Annotated in this window: 10 protein-coding genes; 8 read left to right on the top strand and 2 right to left on the bottom strand. The window is 65.3% G+C overall.

All coding sequences use genetic code 11. The annotated features are described in order from the left end of the window. Positions 1-400: 400 nt before the first annotated feature. From ACQR2C_RS30765 to ACQR2C_RS30740, 6 genes are read left to right on the top strand one after another with little or no spacing between them, the layout of a single operon-like run. Positions 401-3,247, top strand: coding sequence for a bifunctional transaldolase/phosoglucose isomerase (locus tag ACQR2C_RS30765; RefSeq protein ID WP_434882805.1), 2,847 nt, complete (start codon positions 401-403; stop codon positions 3,245-3,247). A 14-nt stretch (positions 3,248-3,261) separates the two neighbouring features. Beyond that, complete coding sequence (gene gnd, locus ACQR2C_RS30760; RefSeq protein ID WP_316217657.1) at positions 3,262-4,299, top strand: phosphogluconate dehydrogenase (NAD(+)-dependent, decarboxylating); 1,038 nt, start codon at positions 3,262-3,264, stop codon at positions 4,297-4,299. Beyond that, positions 4,296-5,819 (top strand): glucose-6-phosphate dehydrogenase, encoded by a 1,524-nt coding sequence (gene zwf, locus ACQR2C_RS30755; protein ID WP_316239233.1) that lies wholly within the window; start codon positions 4,296-4,298, stop codon positions 5,817-5,819. The genes gnd and zwf overlap by 4 nt, the downstream gene beginning before the upstream one ends. Before the next feature lie 2 nt (positions 5,820-5,821). Then, positions 5,822-6,571: a 6-phosphogluconolactonase gene (gene pgl / locus ACQR2C_RS30750; RefSeq protein WP_315805433.1), complete on the top strand. Its 750-nt coding sequence runs from the start codon at positions 5,822-5,824 to the stop codon at positions 6,569-6,571. A gap of 22 nt (positions 6,572-6,593) precedes the next feature. Continuing rightward, a complete protein-coding gene (locus ACQR2C_RS30745; RefSeq protein ID WP_316177739.1) occupies positions 6,594-7,088 on the top strand; it encodes a gluconokinase in 495 nt (164 codons plus the stop codon). 19 nt (positions 7,089-7,107) lie between these two features. Then, on the top strand, positions 7,108-7,920 hold the full coding sequence (locus ACQR2C_RS30740; RefSeq protein WP_316239230.1) for an HAD family hydrolase: 813 nt from the start codon (positions 7,108-7,110) through the stop codon (positions 7,918-7,920). A 23-nt stretch (positions 7,921-7,943) separates the two neighbouring features. On the opposite strand, the gene ACQR2C_RS30735 is transcribed toward ACQR2C_RS30740, so the two are convergent. Both ACQR2C_RS30735 and malQ read right to left on the bottom strand, forming a co-directional pair. Next, positions 7,944-9,755, bottom strand: a complete 1,812-nt coding sequence (locus ACQR2C_RS30735; protein WP_315805430.1) for a glycoside hydrolase family 15 protein — start codon at positions 9,753-9,755, stop codon at positions 7,944-7,946. 39 nt (positions 9,756-9,794) lie between these two features. Next, on the bottom strand, positions 9,795-11,747 hold the full coding sequence (gene malQ / locus ACQR2C_RS30730; protein ID WP_434845527.1) for a 4-alpha-glucanotransferase: 1,953 nt from the start codon (positions 11,745-11,747) through the stop codon (positions 9,795-9,797). 354 nt (positions 11,748-12,101) lie between these two features. Here malQ and treS point away from each other — a divergent pair, with 354 nt between their 5' ends. Next, on the top strand, positions 12,102-15,407 hold the full coding sequence (treS, locus tag ACQR2C_RS30725) for a maltose alpha-D-glucosyltransferase (protein ID WP_434882804.1): 3,306 nt from the start codon (positions 12,102-12,104) through the stop codon (positions 15,405-15,407). Continuing rightward, entirely contained in the window at positions 15,404-17,542 is a 2,139-nt protein-coding gene (gene glgB / locus ACQR2C_RS30720) for a 1,4-alpha-glucan branching protein GlgB (protein ID WP_434882803.1), read from the top strand. Before treS ends, glgB begins: the two co-directional genes overlap by 4 nt. The last annotated feature ends 2 nt before the right edge of the window (positions 17,543-17,544 follow it).

The raw sequence follows: 17,544 nt of genomic DNA, 5'->3' as shown, positions 1-17,544 counted from the left end.
TACCCAGAACACATGTGGCCCCTTTCCAGCATTGCAAGGCGGAGAAGGTTTGATCGACGGCATTTGCTCGCCCACGATGGGAGACCTCCGGCGCGGGAGTCGCAGAGACCGACGCGAGCCGAACACCGGCCGCGCTTGGCGGGCCTTTCCCCCGCCTTGGTCGAACGGCCGGCCGCAGGCTTCAGACTGCCTGCTTCAGAGTGCCTGCAAGTCTCCCGCCGAGCGCACGCCGCCGGCACGTCGCACCCGGTACGAAGCTCTTGGGATTCCAGAGGGATCAATCCATTATGAATGGCGTTCTCCTGTGGGCTGGCGCATAGTTGTTCATGTGAGGTCCACGACCTGGCAGGCCGCCAGGCGGGAACCCGAAAAAGCAAGCCGACGCACATAGATAGGCATCATGAATCCGGTCAAAGCTCTCGAAGAACACGGCCAGGCGGTCTGGCTCGATTTCCTCGCACGCGGCTTCGTCGCCAGGGGCGACCTCAAGCGGCTGATCGATGAGGATGGCGTCAAGGGCGTCACCTCGAATCCCGCGATTTTCGAGAAGGCGATCGGCAGCTCCGATGAATATGACGCGCCGATCGCCACGGCGCTGAAGAACGGCGATCGATCGCCGACGCAGCTGTTCGAGGCCGTCGCCGTCGAGGACATCCAGAATGCCGCCGACGTGTTGCGGCCCGTCTACGACCGCTTCGATGGCAATGACGGCTTCGTCAGCCTCGAGGTCTCGCCCTATCTGGCGATGGACAGCAAAGCGACCATCACCGAGGCAGAGCAGCTCTGGAAGGCGGTCGACCGCAGGAATCTGATGATCAAGGTGCCGGCGACCGACGCCTGCCTGCCGGCCATCCAGCACCTGATCGCCAAGGGCATCAGCGTCAACATCACCTTGCTGTTTTCGCAAGAAGTCTACCGGCAGGTCGCCGAAGCCTACATTGCCGGCCTCGAAGCCTACGTCGCCGCCGGCGGTGATCCGTCGCATGTCGCCAGCGTGGCGTCGTTCTTCGTCAGCCGCATCGACAGTGTGGTCGACAAGCAGCTCGACGCGAAGATCGCCCAGGCCAACGATCCCTCGGAGAAGGAGCGGCTGGCCGCGCTCAAGGGCAGGATCGCCATCGCCAACGCCAAGATGGCGTATCAGGACTACAAGCGGCTGTTCGCCGGCGCGCGCTGGGAGCGGCTGGCCGCGCACGGCGCCAAGCCGCAACGACTGCTCTGGGCCTCCACCGGCACCAAGAACAAGGATTACCGCGACGTCCTCTATGTCGAGGAGCTGATCGGACCGAACACCGTCAACACCGTGCCGCCGGCCACGCTGGATGCCTTCCGCGATCACGGAGAGGTGCGCGACAGTCTGGAGGAAGACGTCGACGCCGCCCGGGCCGCCCTGGAGGATCTGGCGAAGACCGGCATATCCCTCGACGACATCACCGCGGATCTCGTGGTCGACGGCGTCAAGCAGTTCGCGGACGCCGCCGACAAGCTCTACGGCGCGGTTGCGCACAAGCGCGCCGTCGTGCTGGGAGCAGGACTTGGGCAGCAGACGATCGCCATTGCTGCTGATCTGGAGAAGAAGGTCGCCTCCGCTACCGAGGACTGGCGCAAGGACGCCAGGATCCGCCGGCTCTGGCACAAGGATGCGACGGTCTGGACCGGCCATGACGAGCACAAATGGCTGGGCTGGCTGACTAGCGCTGACAAGGCCGATATCGCCGATTATGAGGACTATGCGCAGCGGGTGAAGGGACAGAAGTTTTCCGACGCCGTGGTCCTCGGCATGGGCGGCTCCAGCCTCGGGCCGGAGGTGCTGGCCGAGACCTTTCCGCGCAAGGCCGGCTTCCCCAGGCTGCACGTGCTCGACTCCACCGATCCCGCGCAGGTGCGCGCGATGGAGAAGGCGATCGACATCACCAGGACGGTGTTCATCGTCTCCTCGAAGTCGGGCGGCACCACCGAGCCGAACGCGATGAAGGACTATTTCTTCGCGCGTGTGTCCGAGGCGATCGGGCCGAACAAGGCCGGCCACCGCTTCATTGCCGTGACCGATCCCGGCTCGTCGCTGGAGAAGGCGGCCAAGGCGCAAGGCTTCGCCCGCATCTTCCATGGCGAGCCGAGCATCGGCGGCCGCTATTCAGTGCTGTCGCCGTTCGGCCTGGTGCCGGCCGCGACCGCGGGCATCGACGTGCGCAAGCTGATCACGCAGGCGCTGTCGATGGTGCGCTCCTGCGGACCGGACGTGCCGCCGCTGCAGAACCCGGGCGTGCAGCTCGGTCTGGCGATGGGGCTTGCCGGCCTCGAAGGCCGCGACAAGGTGACGATCTTCGCCTCGCCCAAGATCGCCGATTTCGGCGCCTGGGCCGAGCAGTTGATCGCGGAGTCCACGGGCAAGGAGGGCAAGGGCCTGGTCCCGATCGAGGGCGAACCGGTGGCGTCGCCTGAGCTTTATGGCAGCGACCGCTTCTTCATCGATATCAAGGTCGACGGCGACGACGTGACCGGCCATGATGCGAAGCTCGCCGCGCTCGAGGAGGCCGGCCATCCGGTCGTGCGCATCGTCATGACGTCGATCGACCAGCTCGGGCAGGAATTCTTCCGCTTCGAGATGGCGACCGCCGTCGCCGGCGCCGTGCTCGGCATCAACCCGTTCGACCAGCCCGACGTCGAAGCCGCCAAGATCAAGACCCGCGAGCTGACGGCGGCGTTCGAGCAGAGCGGCGCGCTGCCGGAGGAGCAGCCGGTTGCATCGATCAAGGGCTGCGAGCTCTACACCGATGCTCAGAACGCCGAGAGCCTGCGCGAGCATGGCGCCGACGGCACGCTCACGTCCTGGCTGAAGGCGCATCTTGGCCGCGCCGGCGCCGGCGACTACATCGCCCTGCTCGGCTATGTCGACCGCAACGCCGGCAATATCGACACGCTACAGCGGATCCGGCTGAGGCTGCGCGATGCCAAGCACCTCGCCACCTGCGCCGAGTTCGGTCCGCGCTTCCTGCACTCGACCGGCCAGGCCTACAAGGGCGGTCCGGACAGCGGCGTGTTTCTCCAGATCACGGCTGACGACGCCGAGGATCTGCCCATCCCCGGGCAGAAGGCGAGCTTCGGCGTGATCAAGGCGGCGCAGGCGCGCGGCGATTTCGACGTGCTCACCGAGCGCGGGCGCCGGGCTCTTCGGGTCCATCTCAAGGGCAATCTGAAATCGGGCCTGAAGATGCTCGACAGCGCGATCAGTGAAGCGCTGAGCTAGGAAGGGCGTCGTCGATGCAATTGGGAATGATCGGTCTCGGGCGGATGGGCGGCAACATCGTGCGCCGCCTGATGCGCGCGGGACACGCCTGCGTGGTCTATGATCGCGACGCAAAGGCGGTCGCTGCGCTGGTCTCCGAAGGTGCGGTGGGCGCCGCGAGCCTTGAGGAATTCGTCGGCAAGCTCGCTCCCCCGCGGCACGCCTGGATCATGCTGCCGGCCGGCAAGATCACGGAAGCCACCGTCGAGCAGCTCACCAAGCTGATGAGCCAAGACGACGTCGTCATCGACGGCGGCAACAGTTTCTGGCAGGACGACGTCCGCCGCGGCAAGGCGCTGAGGGAGCGCGGTCTGCACTATGTCGACGTCGGCACCTCCGGCGGAGTCTGGGGCCTTGACCGGGGCTACTGCATGATGATCGGCGGCGACAAGCCGGTCGTCGACCGGCTCGATCCGATCTTCGCGACGCTGGCGCCAGGCATCGGCGACATCCCGCGCACACCGGGCCGTGACGGCCGCGACCCGCGCGTCGAGCAGGGCTACATCCATGCCGGGCCGACTGGCGCCGGCCACTTCGTCAAGATGATCCACAACGGCATCGAATATGGCCTGATGCAGGCCTATGCCGAGGGCTTCGACATCCTCAGGAACGCGAACAGCGAGGCGCTGCCCGAGGCACATCGCTTCGACTTCGATCTCGCTGACGTCGCCGAGGTGTGGCGCCGCGGCAGCGTCATTCCGTCCTGGCTGCTCGACCTCACCGCCAGCGCGCTGGCGCGGCAGCCCGGCCTGGAGAAATATTCCGGCTATGTCGAGGATTCCGGCGAAGGCCGCTGGACCGTGAACGCGGCGATCGACGAGGCCGTGCCGGCCGAGGTGCTGACGGCCGCTTTGTTCGCGCGTTTCCGCTCGCGCCAGGAGCACACCTTCGCTGAGAAGATTCTCTCGGCGATGCGCGAAGGCTTCGGCGGGCACAAGGAGCCCGAACAGCACCCAGATCCGGCGCGCCAGAGCGCGCCTGGGATCGTCAAGCCCAGGGACGACCGCGCGTGACCCCGCTGTATCCGCACCAGCCGCGACATCAGAAGCCTGACGCCTGCGCCTTCGTGATCTTCGGTGTGACCGGCGATCTGACCCATCGGCTCGTTCTGCCATCGCTTTACAATCTCGCGGCCAATCATCTGCTGCCTGACAGGTTCTGCATCGTCGGCATTGCCCGCAAGGGCGTGTCGAGCGAGCAACTGCGCGACAATCTCATGGAGGGCCTGCGCAAATACGCCACACGCCCAATCGAGGATGAGATCGCGCAGCGCCTGTTGCAATGTGTGACTGCGATCGAGGCCGATCCGAAGGAGCCGGAAAGCTTCGATCAGTTGAAGGCGAGGCTGGAAAAGCTCGAAGCCGCGCGGGAGACCCACGGCAATCGGCTGTTCTATATGGCGACGCCGCCGAGCGCCTTTGCGCCGATCGCGCAACAGCTCGGGCGCGTCGGGCTGCTTCGCGAGGACGGCAAGGCCTGGCGCCGCCTTGTGGTGGAAAAGCCGTTCGGCACCGATCTCGCCTCGGCCAAAAAACTGAACGACACGCTGCTGCAACTCGTGACCGAGCACCAGATCTACCGGATCGATCATTACCTCGGCAAGGAGACGGTGCAGAACATCCTGGTGCTGCGCTTCGCCAACGGCATGTTCGAGCCGATCTGGAACAGGCATCACATCGACCACGTTCAGATCACCGTCGAGGAGAAGCTCGGCGTCGGCACGCGCGGCAGCTTCTACGACGCGACCGGCGCGCTGCGCGACATGGTCCCCAACCATCTCTTCCAGTTGCTCTCGCTGGTGGCGATGGAGCCGCCGGCGCGGTTCGATGCGCATACCGTCCGCTCCGAGAAGGCGGAGGTGCTGTCGGCGATCCAGCCATTGAGCGAACGGGAGGCGCTGCTCAACTCGGTGCGCGGCCAGTACACGGCCGGCATGATTGGCGACGCCGAGCTGCCGGATTATGTGAGGAGCAAGGACGTTCGCCCCGACAGCACCACCGAGACCTACGCGGCCTTCAAGCTCACCATCGATAATTGGCGCTGGGCCGGCGTACCGTTTTATCTGCGCACCGGCAAGGCGCTCGGCGCCAAGCGCACCGAGGTCGCGATCAAGTTCCGCCAGGCGCCGTTCGCGATGTTCAGCTGCACCCCGATCGAGACCCTGGCCGAGAACTATCTCGTCATCGGCATCGAGCCGACCCAGAGCATCACCTTGCAGTTCAACACCAAGATCCCGGGGCCGACCATCCGCACCGACGGCGTGCAGATGAAGTTCAACTACAAGGACTATTTCCAGGCCGAGCCCGCCACCGGCTACGAGACGCTGATCTATGACTGCATGATCGGCGACAACATCCTGTTTCAGCGCGCCGACAGCGTCGAGGCCGGCTGGAAGGCCGTCGAGCCATTCATCGAGGCCTGGAAGAAGGCCGGCCGCGATGGCCTGCATTCCTACGCGGCCGGCAGCGAGGGACCTGAGGCGGCGGCCGATCTGCTGGCCCGCGACGGCCGCAGCTGGCGCAAGCTGGTTTAGCCGTGGTCGGACCGCAGGACCGCAACCTCGTGCGCGTCGCCGACCGGGCGACGATGGCGAGGGTCGCGGCCGAACATCTCCTGGCCCGGATCGATGCCAATCCGGCGACGATAGCCGTTTGCCTCACCGGGGGATCGAGCCCGAAGCAGCTCTATCAGCTGCTGGCGACGGACGCGTATCGCGAGCGGATTCCCTGGACGCGCGTGCACTGGTTCATCGGTGACGAACGATATGTTCCGCCCGGCGATCCCCTGCACAACATGACCATGGCGTGCCACGCGTTCCTCGATGCCTGCGCGCCGGCCGCCAACATCCACCCGATCGCGACCGATAGATCGGACCCGGAGGCCAGTGCCTGCGACTATCAGCGCGCGCTGGAAGCGTTCTACGGCGCCGCGCGGCTCGACTCTGCGCGGCCGCTGTTCGACCTCGTGCTGCTCGGAATCGGTTCCGACGGCCATGTCGCGTCGCTATTCCCCGGCTTTCCCGCTGTTGATATCGCCGATCGCTGGGTTGTCGGCGTCGACAAGGCTCACGTCGCACCCTTCGTGCCGCGGATCAGCCTGACCTTGCCTGCGCTCGCCTCCTGCCGAACCATGCTGTTCGAGGTCGCCGGCGCCGACAAGCGCGCGATCATGACGCGCGTGCTGGCCGGCGAAGACCTGCCCGCCAATCGCGCCCGCTCGATTCGGGAGACGATCCTGCTGATCGACAGCGAGGCCTGGCCGGAGAGGCAAAGTGGCGACATCTGACCTGCCCCATGCGCTCATTATCATGGGCGTCTCCGGCTCCGGCAAGAGCACGATCGGGCAAGCATTGGGCCAACGCCTCGGCTGGCGCTTCGAGGATGGCGACAGCTTTCACCCGCCCGCGAACGTCGCCAAGATGAGCGCGGGCCACCCGCTCACCGACGAGGATCGCTGGCCCTGGCTGCATGCCATTGCCACGGAGATCGCGCAATGCCGCAGCGCGGGCCAGCACATCATCATCGCCTGCTCGGCGCTCAAGAAGGCCTATCGCGATATCCTGGTCGGCGGCCGCGACGATGTCCGCATGGTCTATCTCCAAGGCACTCAGGAGCTGATCGGCGAGCGGATGAAGCATCGCGCTGGGCACTTCATGCCGCCGGGCCTGCTCACCAGCCAGTTCGCCACCCTGGAACCGCCTGGCACCCCCGAGCATCCCATCACGGTCTCGGTCGACGCGCCGGTCGCGGCGATCGTGGACGACATCCTGCAACAGCTTCACAGCGGTCAGGGACGAGCCTGACCGCAAACAGGAAGGGCTCATGACCCGCATCGCTCTCGTCGTATCCGACGTCGACGGCACGCTGCTGACCAAGGACAAGGTTCTGACCGAACGGGCCGCGAAGGCGGCGCGGCGGCTGCACGAATCCGGCGTTGGCTTCACGCTCACCTCGAGCCGCCCCGCGATCGGAATGCGCTTTCTGATCGAGCCGCTGCAGATCAGCCTTCCGGTGGGGCCGTTCAACGGCAGCTCAATCGTCGACGCCGCCATGCGCCCGCTCGAGCAGAGCCTGATCCCGCCCGCGGCCGCCGCACGCTGCGTCGACCTGCTGCATCAAGCCGGCGTCGACATCTGGGTCTTCACCAACGACGCCTGGGTGACGCGCAATCCGGACGGTGAGTACGTCCCGAACGAGCGGCGCGCGATACGCGCGGAGCCGACGATCGTCGGCGATTTCTCGCCCTATCTGGCGAACGCCTGCAAGATCGTCGGCGCGAGCAGCGATTTCGCGCTGCTGGCGGGCTGCGAGAGCCAGATGCAGCAGGCATTGGGCGCGGAAGCGACAGCGGTGCGCTCGCAGAGCTACTATCTCGACATCACTCCGCCCGGACATGACAAGGGCACCTTCGTCAGCGCGATGGCTCAGCGGCTCGGTATCCCGCTCGACCAAGTCGCGACCATCGGCGACATGCACAATGATGTCGCGATGTTCGAGGTGAGCGGATTGTCGATCGCCATGGGCAATGCCAGTGACGAGGTGAAGAGCAAAGCCAAGCGCATCACCACGTCCAATCAGGACGAAGGCTTTGCCAATGCCATGGAGATGATCCTGGCGGAAAACGCGCAAGGCTGATCCGCAAGCTGACGTGCGGGAGCTCAGGCCTCCGACCGCTGCCTTGCGGGTTTGTCGCTGGCCTTCCTGGCGCTGCTCAGATTCTGCGCCGTGTTGATCAGCGCGATATGCGTCAGCGCCTGGGGAAAATTACCGGTCTGCCGTCGGGCCTCGCTGTCGTACTCCTCGGCCAGCAGTCCGACATCGTTGGCGATGTTCACCACGCGGCGGAACAGCGTCTCGGCCTTTTCCGTATCGCCCGCCAGGACATGGGCGTCGGCCAGCCACAGCGTGCAGGCAAGGAACGCGCCTTCGATCGGCTGCTGCTCGTCCGGAGGGACATCGCGCGGATCGTGCCGGAGCACGAAGCCGTCCCGTAGTAAATGCTGTTCGATCGCGTCCACCGTGCCGCGAATGCGCGAATCGGAGCTGGGGAGGAAGCCGACCGCCGGCAACAGCAGCAGGCTGGCATCGAGCAACCGCGAGCCATAGGACTCGACGAAGCTGCCGAGGCTTTCGTCATAACCCTTGGCGCAGACGTCGCGATGAATGGTCTCGCGCAGCCGCCGCCAGCGCTCCAGCGGCGCCTTGAACCCGAATTTCTCCGCGCTCTTGATCGCGCGATCGAACGCCACCCAGGTCATCACCTTGGAAAACACGTAGTGACGGCCGTCGCCTCGGCGTTCCCATATGCCGTGGTCGGGCTGGTCCCAGACGTCGGTGAGATGATCGAGCACCGCGCATTCCAGGTCCCATGTGCCGTCTTCCAGCTTGAGCCTGGTCATGCGGGCCTGGTGGAAGGCGTCCATCAGCTCGCCGTAGACGTCGAGCTGGAGCTGGGCGTGCGCGGCGTTGCCGATCCGCACCGGCCGGGCGCCTTCGTAGCCGGGCAGCCACTCGGCCTCCCACTCCATCAGCCGCCGCTGGCCCATGATGCCGTACATGATCTGCATATAGGCCGGTGCGCCGGCGGCGGCGCGCAGCAGCCAGTTGTGCCAGGCCAGCGCTTCCTCGGTGTAGCCCGAGTTCATCAGCGCGAGCAGCGTGAACGTCGCGTCACGCAGCCAGCAGAAACGATAGTCCCAGTTGCGCCGGCCGCCGAGCTTCTCCGGCAGCGACGTGGTCGGCGCCGCGACGATGCCGCCGGTCGGCGCATAGGTGAGCGCCTTCAGGGTGATCAGCGAGCGCATCACGAGTTCGCGGTGCTCGCCCTGATAGGTGCAGCGGCGCGACCAGTCGGCCCAGAAGGTCTCGGTGTCATCAAGCGCCTGAAGCGGATCGATCGCCTTGGGCACCGGTAGATGCGAGGGACCGTAGGTCAGCACGAACGGCACGGTGTCGCCGGCCGCGACCTCGAACTCCGCAACCGTGGTCATGTCCTCGCCGCGGGTGGCGATCGGCGTATGCAGCACCGCCATGTCCTGGCCGCAGATGGCAAGCAGCGCGGAGCGATCCTCGGAGCGCTTGACCCAGGGAATCTCGATGCCGAAGCCGAAACGGATGATCAGCTCCATCCGCATGGCGACCCGGCCGGCGACGCCGCGGACCAGCCGGACGACGTCGGAGGCGCTGCCCCGCGGCGGCATGAAATCGACCAGCTCGACGGTGCCGGTCGCGGTTTCGTACCGCGTCTCGAGGATGAGGCTGTCGCCACGATAGCGGCGGGACGTCGAGCGGATATCGCCGCGTGGCGCGATCAGCCAGCGGCCATGGCTGCGATCGCCCAGCAGGGAAGCGAAACAGGCGTCGGAATCGAACGCCGGCCAGCACAGCCAGTCGATCGAACCGTTTCGGCTTACGAGGGCAGCCGTCTCACAATCACCGATCAGCGCGTAGTCTTCGATCCTGCAGGACATTCGGCATCCGCGTGCAATTGCCCCCTCGATCCCCGCATTCTAAACGCCGGCCGGGCTGATCCGTTCGGCGGTCGCCGCCTTCAACGCCGCGACGCTGGTCGCACCCGTGATGTCCTCGAGCTTGACCGGCATCTTGCGGCGCCAGTTCGGATGCTCGTCGATCGTGCCGGGAATATTGGGCTGATCGACCACCTGCAGCAGATCCTCCAGGGAAATCACCAGCAGCCGCGACCGTGTCCGCGACAGGAAGGCGATCGCCGAGTGGACGTCGTTGGCCTGAATGCCGTTGTGGCGGAGCACCTCGTCCCACAGCCCCAAGGCGTCCCAGCGATCCTGGTCGCTTTCGCCGGGATCGATGCCCAGCCCGCGTTTGGTCTTGAGATCGCCGAACGAGCGCCAGCCGGCATAGGTCGAGAGGTCGTGGGTGTTCAGCGTCACCAGCGCATTCGGCGGATAGAAGTCAACGTCGCGAAAGCGGCCGTTGTCGTCGCGTTCGAAGATCATCACCTTGTAGGACCACAGTCCCCAATCGGCCATCTGCTCGCGAAAGCCTTCAGGCACGGTGCCGAGATCCTCGCCGATGACGATGCAGTCGTTGGCCACGCTCTCGATGACGGTCGCGGCGAGCAGCGCATCGAACGGCATCTGCACATACGCGCCCTGCTTGGCCGGAAATCCGTGCGGCACCAGATAGAGCCGCTTCAAACCGAGCACGTGATCGAGCCGGATCGCGCCGGCATGGCGCATCGACGCCCTGATCATCTCCCGGAACGGCTCGAAATTCCTCAGCGCCAGCCCCGGCGCGTTGAAGCCGGCCAATCCCCAGTTCTGCCCGACCGTGTTCAACGGATCGGGCGGCGCTCCGACCGACAGCGTGCGCGAGATGGCGCCCTGCTCGTTCCAGGCATCGAAGCCGTCGGATTGAACGCCGACTGCGACGTCGAGATACAAGCCGACCTTCATTCCCAGCCGATGCGCGAGATCCCGGCAATGGCGCAATTGTCGCTCGGCGAGCCACTGCACATAGGCGATGAATTCGGCCTCCCTCCGGTCGGGGCCGCTGAGCAGCGCCGCGCAGCGCGCGGCATCGGGCCGCCGCCACTCCTCAGGCCAGTCCCACCAGGGCTTCTGGAAGCGATGCCGCAACACCTCGAAGCAGGAGAAGCGCGCCAGCAGCTCGCCGCGCTCGGCCCGATAGGCCTTGAACTCCGCAGCGGCCGCGGCGTCGGGCGCGGCCATGAAGGCGTCGAAGGCGGCGCGCAGGGCCGGCCATTTCAACGCCGCCACACCCTTGTAGTCCACCAGCTCGGCTTGTCGCAGCGGCTCCAGCACCTTGCTGCCGGGCCCCTTCGCAAAGCCCGGCGCCTGCTCCACATCGACATAGAGCGCATTCAGGAACAGCCGGCTGTTCGGTGCATAGGGACTGAAGTCACCCGGCCGGTCGTCGAACAACGCGTGCAGCGGATTGAGCCCGACACCATCGGCGCCGAGCTTGGCGCAAAGCGTGATGAGATTGGCAAGGTCGGTGAAGTCGCCCATGCCCCAGTTGCGGGCCGAGCGGATGCCATAGAGTTGGACCGCCAGCAGCCAGACGCGGTCGAAATCGCCGGCGAAGGCCTTCGCCGGCGCGACCAGCAGCGGCAGCTCCTCGCGGTAGGATGACGCATCCACCAGCTCGAGGCGGTAGCTGCCGACCGGCAGATCACCCGGCCACTCGACCAGGGCCTCGCCGGCGTCTCCCTTTGCGATCTCGGTGTCGCCACGCCTGATGGTCCACCTGACCGGCAGCTTCGCCGCCTCGTTCAGGCGGCTGCGCGCCGGCTGGCCGGACCGAATCACGATCGCACCGCTCAGCAGCCGGTGCGGCGTGGGCCTGGGAAAGGCCTCCACGATGATCTTGAGTGCCGCTTCGTCGGTGACGCGACGCTGCCCCTGACCATCGTAGAATTCTGTCAGGATTCCGAGACTATGGGCTTCGCTGTAGAGATCCATTCGGCACGCGATCTGGACGTAACGGCAAGTCGTACGTCGTAAAATTGTTGTGGGACAGCAAGAGGATAAGCCTCTAACGCCGCGCCAAGGCCGTCGTTCCCCGGGGAACAAAACGAGCCTTGCCGCTTTGTAAGGGGGTCGTCTCGGTTTCTAGCGAACCGGGACGCCGTTTTCTTGTCAATGGCATCACCGTGAACAAATTTGCGCACACGTTCGAGAGCGTCGCCCTCAAAGACGCTTTCTCCCCTATTCTGCCCTCTTTTGAGGAGAGCCGCATCTGTCGAGGCCGAGACATCTTTCGAGACGCCTCCGATCGCAGCCGCATCATCATCCTCTCTCCTAGGTGAGGGCCTCATGAACCTGATGTCATCCCTGGATACGCCGAGCCTGCAGACCGAGACCGACGGCGACGGTCTCTGGTACAAGGACGCGATCATCTACCAGCTGCACGTGAAGGCGTTCGCCGACAGCAACAATGACGGCGTCGGCGACTTCGCCGGCCTCACGGACAAGCTGGATTATCTGCAGGACCTCGGCGTCACCACACTGTGGCTGCTGCCGTTCTACCCCTCGCCCGGCCGCGACGACGGCTACGACATCGCCGACTACGGCAGCATCAATCCCGATTTCGGGACCATGAAGGAGTTCAAGCGCTTCATCCAGGAGGCCAAGCGGTGCGGCCTGCGGGTGATCACCGAGCTCGTGGTCAACCACACCTCCGACCAGCATCACTGGTTCAAGCGCGCCCGGCGCAGCCCGCCCGGCTCCAGCGCCCGCGACTGGTACGTCTGGAGCGACACCGACCAGAAATATCTCGGCACGCGAATCATCTTCACCGATACCGAGAAGTCCAACTGGACCTGGGATCCCGAGGCCGGCCAGTTCTACTGGCACCGCTTCTTCTCGCACCAGCCGGATCTCAACTTCGACAATCCGCGCGTGGTCAACGCGATCGTCCAGGTGATGAAGCGCTGGCTCGATGCCGGCGTCGACGGCTTCCGGCTCGACGCCATTCCCTATCTCTGCGAGCGCGACGGCACCAACAACGAGAACTTGCCGGAGACGCATGCGATCATCAAGCGCCTGCGTGTCGAGCTCGACAATTACGCCAAGGATAAGCTGCTGCTGGCCGAGGCCAACCAGTGGCCTGAGGATGTGCAGGAGTATTTCGGCCAGGGCGACGAGTGCCACATGGCCTATCACTTCCCGCTGATGCCGCGCTTCTACATGGCGATCGCCCAGGAAGACCGCTTCCCGATCACCGACATCCTGCGCCAGACGCCCGATATCCCCTCGACCTGCCAATGGGCGCTGTTCCTGCGCAACCATGACGAGCTGACGCTCGAAATGGTGACCGATGTCGAGCGCGACTATCTGTGGTCGACCTATGCCAACGATCCGCGCGCGCGCATCAATGTCGGCATTCGCCGCCGCCTCGCGCCGCTGATGGACAATGACCGGCGCAAGATCGAGCTGATGAACTCGCTGCTGATGTCGTTCCCGGGCACGCCGATCATCTATTACGGCGACGAGATCGGCATGGGCGACAACATCTATCTCGGCGATCGCAACGGCGTGCGTACGCCGATGCAATGGACGCCCGACCGCAATGGCGGCTTCTCGCGTGCCGACCCCGCACGGCTCTACGCACCGATGATCATGGACCCGGTCTACGGCTACGAGGCGGTCAACGTCGAAGCGCAGTCGCGCAGCCTGTCGTCGCTGCTGAATGCCACCAAGAAGCTGATCTCGGTGCGCAAGTCGACGCTGGCCTTCGGCAGGGGCACCATGAGCTTCATCCGCCCGGCCAACCGGTCGGTGCTGGCCTATGTGCGGCAATACAAGGACGAGGTGATCCTCTGCGTCGCCAACCTGTCGCGCTCGGCACAGGCGACCGAGCTCGATCTTTCGCCGTTCAAGGATCGCGTGCCGATCGAGATGCTCGGCCGGTCGCGCTTTCCCGCGATCGGCGAGCTGCCCTACATGATCACGCTCGCGCCCTACGGCTTCTACTGGTTCCAGCTCAAGGAGCGCGACAAGTCCGAGCCGGTCGTTCAGCGCGCCGTGCCGGAATTCGAGACGCTGGTCGTCCCGCTCGGCTCGACCTGGGTGTCGCTGGCGCGCACCCGCAGCCTGTTCGAGCGCGACGTGCTTCCCGGCCACCTCGCGCGCACGCGCTGGTATCCCGAACGCTCGCCTGAGGCGATCCATCCGACGTTGACCTCCGCGATCCCGTTCTGTGACATCGGCGACAACAGGCCGTGGCTGATCTTCTTCAAGTCGGCCGAGCGCAAGGACGAGCAGCGCTACCTGCTGCCGATGCAGATCGAGTGGGTCCGCTTCGACCGCGAGCGCTATAATCCGCAGGCATTCGCCGCCGTGCGCCAGGGCGCCCGCGAGGGCACCCTGCTGGATGCCGCCACCAATCCCATCTTTCTGGCGCTGCTGCTGCGCAACCTTGCACAGTCACTTGTGGTCGAAGAGAACGGGATACGACTGGAATTCCGTCCGACGTCGCGATTTCCCGACAAGCCGATCCGCGAGTCGGAACAGGTGCGCATCATCGAGACCGACCGTTGCAGCAGCAAGGCTGTCGTCAACAACGAGTTCTTCATCAAGCTCCATCGCGAGCTCGAGGCCGGATCGCATCCGGAGATCGACGTCGGTCGCTTCCTGACCGAGACCATCGGCTTCGCCAACGTGCCGCCGCTGCTCGGCAGCGTCGAAGTGATCCAGGACGGTGAGCGGCAGACGATCGGCTGCGTCCATGGCTTTGTCGAGAACCAGGGTGACGGCTGGACCGTGACCGCCGCCTATCTCGACCGCTACATCGACGATCAGCGCGTGTTCGCCGCGAGCGGCGACGCGCGCCAGAGCGAGGAGCTGCCGCCCTATCTGCGCTACATGACGCAAGCCGGACGGCGGGCCGGAGAGCTGCATGCGGCCCTGGCCTCACGCAACGACATCGCCGATTTTGCGCCGGAGCCGACCACCGCAGATCATCTCGGTCACTGGATCGACCGGCTGCGCGCCCAGGCAAGCCGAGTCCTGACGGGCCTGAGCGAGCGCCGCGATCGCCTCAAGGACCCGGAACGAGGGCTGGCCGATCAGGTGCTCGCGAGGCGTGGTGAGATATCGGAGCGCCTGAGCAGCCTGATCCCGCACCAGATCGGCGGCTGCGACATCCGGCTGCATGGCGATTTCCATCTCGGCCAGATCCTCATCGTCAAGGACGATATCTTCATCATCGATTTCGACGGGGACGAGGAGCAGCCGCTCGCCGAGCGTCGGCGCAAGGCGCCGCCGGCGCGCGACATCGCAGGCTTCCTGCGCTCGATCGATTGCTCGGTCCGCGTCGCCCAGGAGCGCGCTCTGAGGGCGGGCCCGGACGATCACGGCCGTATCGCCGCGGCGCTGTCGGAATGGCGCGACCAGGCCGCGACGGCCTTTTTGGCCGGCTATCGCGAGATCAAGGCCAATCAGCGCCTCTGGCCGGACGATCCGCATACGGCGGAGGCGCTCCTTAACTTTTTCATGCTGGAAAAAGCCCTCGGAGCGCTCGAATATGATCTGGCTCACCGGCCGGACTGGTTGCGCATCGCTTTGAGCAACCTGCTTCGCGTCCTGTCCGAGCCAGCATCAGTCAGCGAGTCCTCATGACCCATCTTTCTCCCGAGGCGTTTGCGATCATCGAGGGCCGGCACGCCGACCCGTTTCGCTATCTCGGTCAGCACAATGTCGACGGGCGCGCTGTCGTGCGCGCCTTCCTGCCCGAGGCGTCCCGCGTCGAAGTGGTCGGCGAGCACGGCGACGTCGCCCCGCTGACGCGCATCCATGATGCCGGCCTGTTCACCGGGACCATGCCATCGCTGCAGCGCTATCGCTTTCGGGCGACATTCGGCGACCACGTCACCGACCTCGAGGACCCCTATCGCTTCCTGCCGATCCTGAGCGACTTCGACCTGCACCTGCTCGGCGAAGGCAACCACGAGCGGCTCTACGACAAGCTCGGCGCGCATCCCATGGTGATCGACGGCGTCGATGGCGTCGGCTTCGTCGTGCTCGCGCCGAACGCGCGCCGCGTCAGCGTGGTCGGCGACTTCAACTTCTGGAATGCGCGGCGCCACCCGATGCGCGTGCGCGGCAACGGCTATTGGGAGCTGTTCATTCCCCGCGCCAGGGCCGGCGACCACTACAAATTCGACATCATCGGTCCGCAGGGCGAGCACCTGCCGCTGAAATCCGACCCGATGGCCTTCGCGGCCGAGATGCGTCCCAAGACCGCGTCGATCGTGGTCGACGAGACCAGCCTGCCGCGCCCTCGGCCGGCGCCGCATGACATCAACAAGCTGAACAGGCCCGTCTCGATCTATGAGGTGCACCTCGGATCCTGGCGGCGCAAGGACAACAATCAATGGCTGACCTATCGCGAGCTCGCCGAGCAGCTGCCGGCCTATGCACGCGACATGGGCTTCACCCACATCGAATTCCTCCCCGTGAGCGAGCATCCGTTCGACGGCTCCTGGGGCTATCAGCCGACCGGCCTGTTCGCGCCGACCAGCCGCTTCGGCAGTCCTGAGGACTTCTGTGCGCTCGTCGATGCGTGCCACCGCGAGGGCCTCGCGGTGTGGCTCGACTGGGTGCCCGGCCATTTCCCGGATGATCCGCACGGCCTCGGTCATTTCGACGGCACCGCGCTCTACGAGCACGCCAACCCGATGCAGGGCCGGCATCTCGACTGGGGCACGCTGATCTACAATTTCGGCCGCACCGAAGTCGCCAATTTCCTGCGCTCGAACGCGCTGTTCTGGCTGGAGCGCTACGGCGTCGACGGCCTGCGCGTCGATGCCGTCGCCTCGATGCTCTATCTCGACTACAGCCGTCCCTCCGGCGGCTGGATTCCGAACAAATATGGCGGGCGCGAGAACCTCGAGGCCATCGAGTTTCTGCGCCGGACCAATATCGAGGTGTTCGGCCATTTCCCGCAGGCGACTACGGCTGCCGAGGAATCCACGGCGTGGCCGCAGGTGTCCCGCCCGGTCGACATGGGCGGGCTCGGTTTCGGCTACAAGTGGAACATGGGCTGGATGCACGACACCTTGCGCTACATCAGCAAGGACCCGATCCACCGCAAATATCACCACGGCGAGATCCTGTTCGGCCTGCACTACGCCTTTTCGGAAAACTTCATCCTGCCGCTGTCGCATGACGAGGTGGTGCACGGCAAGCGCTCCATCCTTGGCCGGATGCCCGGCGACGACTGGCAGCGTTTTGCCAACCTGCGTGCGTATTACAGCTTCATGTTCGGGCATCCCGGCAAGAAGCTGCTGTTCATGGGCTGCGAGATCGCCCAGGAGCGCGAGTGGAATCACGATACCTCGCTCGACTGGCACCTGCTCGGCGACGCCAAATATGCCGGCATCCAGGCCCTGATCCGCGACCTCAACCACCTCTACCGCAACGTTCCGGCGCTGCACGAGCGGGACTGCGAACCGGACGGCTTCGAGTGGCTGATCACCGACGACTCCGACCGCAACGTCTTCGCCTGGGTGCGCAAGGGCTACGATGAGCACGCGCGCTGCGTCGTGGTCGTGAACTTTTCGCCCAACGTGTATTACAATTATCGGGTCCGCGTGCCGTTCGGCGGCAGATGGAGGGAAGCTTTCAATTCCGACTCCCTGCATTATGGCGGCAGCAATGTCGGCAATGTCGGCCAGGTCCATGCCTCTGAAGAACACCAGCTCAACCTCATCCTCCCGCCCATGGCAGCGGTATTTCTCCTCCCGGAAGCCTGACG

The organism is Bradyrhizobium sp. HKCCYLRH3061 (genome assembly GCF_051168015.1).
In the GTDB taxonomy this organism is placed as follows: Bacteria; Pseudomonadota; Alphaproteobacteria; order Rhizobiales; family Xanthobacteraceae; genus Bradyrhizobium.
The sequence above is the reverse complement of the archived record's forward strand: the minus strand, read 5'-3'. Positions and strand labels throughout refer to the sequence as shown.

Coding starts and splice junctions, on each gene's coding strand:
- malQ (WP_434845527.1), bottom strand. CDS start 11,747: ATGGATCTCTACAGCGAAGCCCATAGTCTCGGAATCCTGACAGAATTC.
- glgB (WP_434882803.1), top strand. CDS start 15,404: ATGACCCATCTTTCTCCCGAGGCGTTTGCGATCATCGAGGGCCGGCAC.
- ACQR2C_RS30765 (WP_434882805.1), top strand. CDS start 401: ATGAATCCGGTCAAAGCTCTCGAAGAACACGGCCAGGCGGTCTGGCTC.
- treS (WP_434882804.1), top strand. CDS start 12,102: ATGAACCTGATGTCATCCCTGGATACGCCGAGCCTGCAGACCGAGACC.
- gnd (WP_316217657.1), top strand. CDS start 3,262: ATGCAATTGGGAATGATCGGTCTCGGGCGGATGGGCGGCAACATCGTG.
- ACQR2C_RS30740 (WP_316239230.1), top strand. CDS start 7,108: ATGACCCGCATCGCTCTCGTCGTATCCGACGTCGACGGCACGCTGCTG.
- ACQR2C_RS30735 (WP_315805430.1), bottom strand. CDS start 9,755: ATGTCCTGCAGGATCGAAGACTACGCGCTGATCGGTGATTGTGAGACG.
- ACQR2C_RS30745 (WP_316177739.1), top strand. CDS start 6,594: ATGGGCGTCTCCGGCTCCGGCAAGAGCACGATCGGGCAAGCATTGGGC.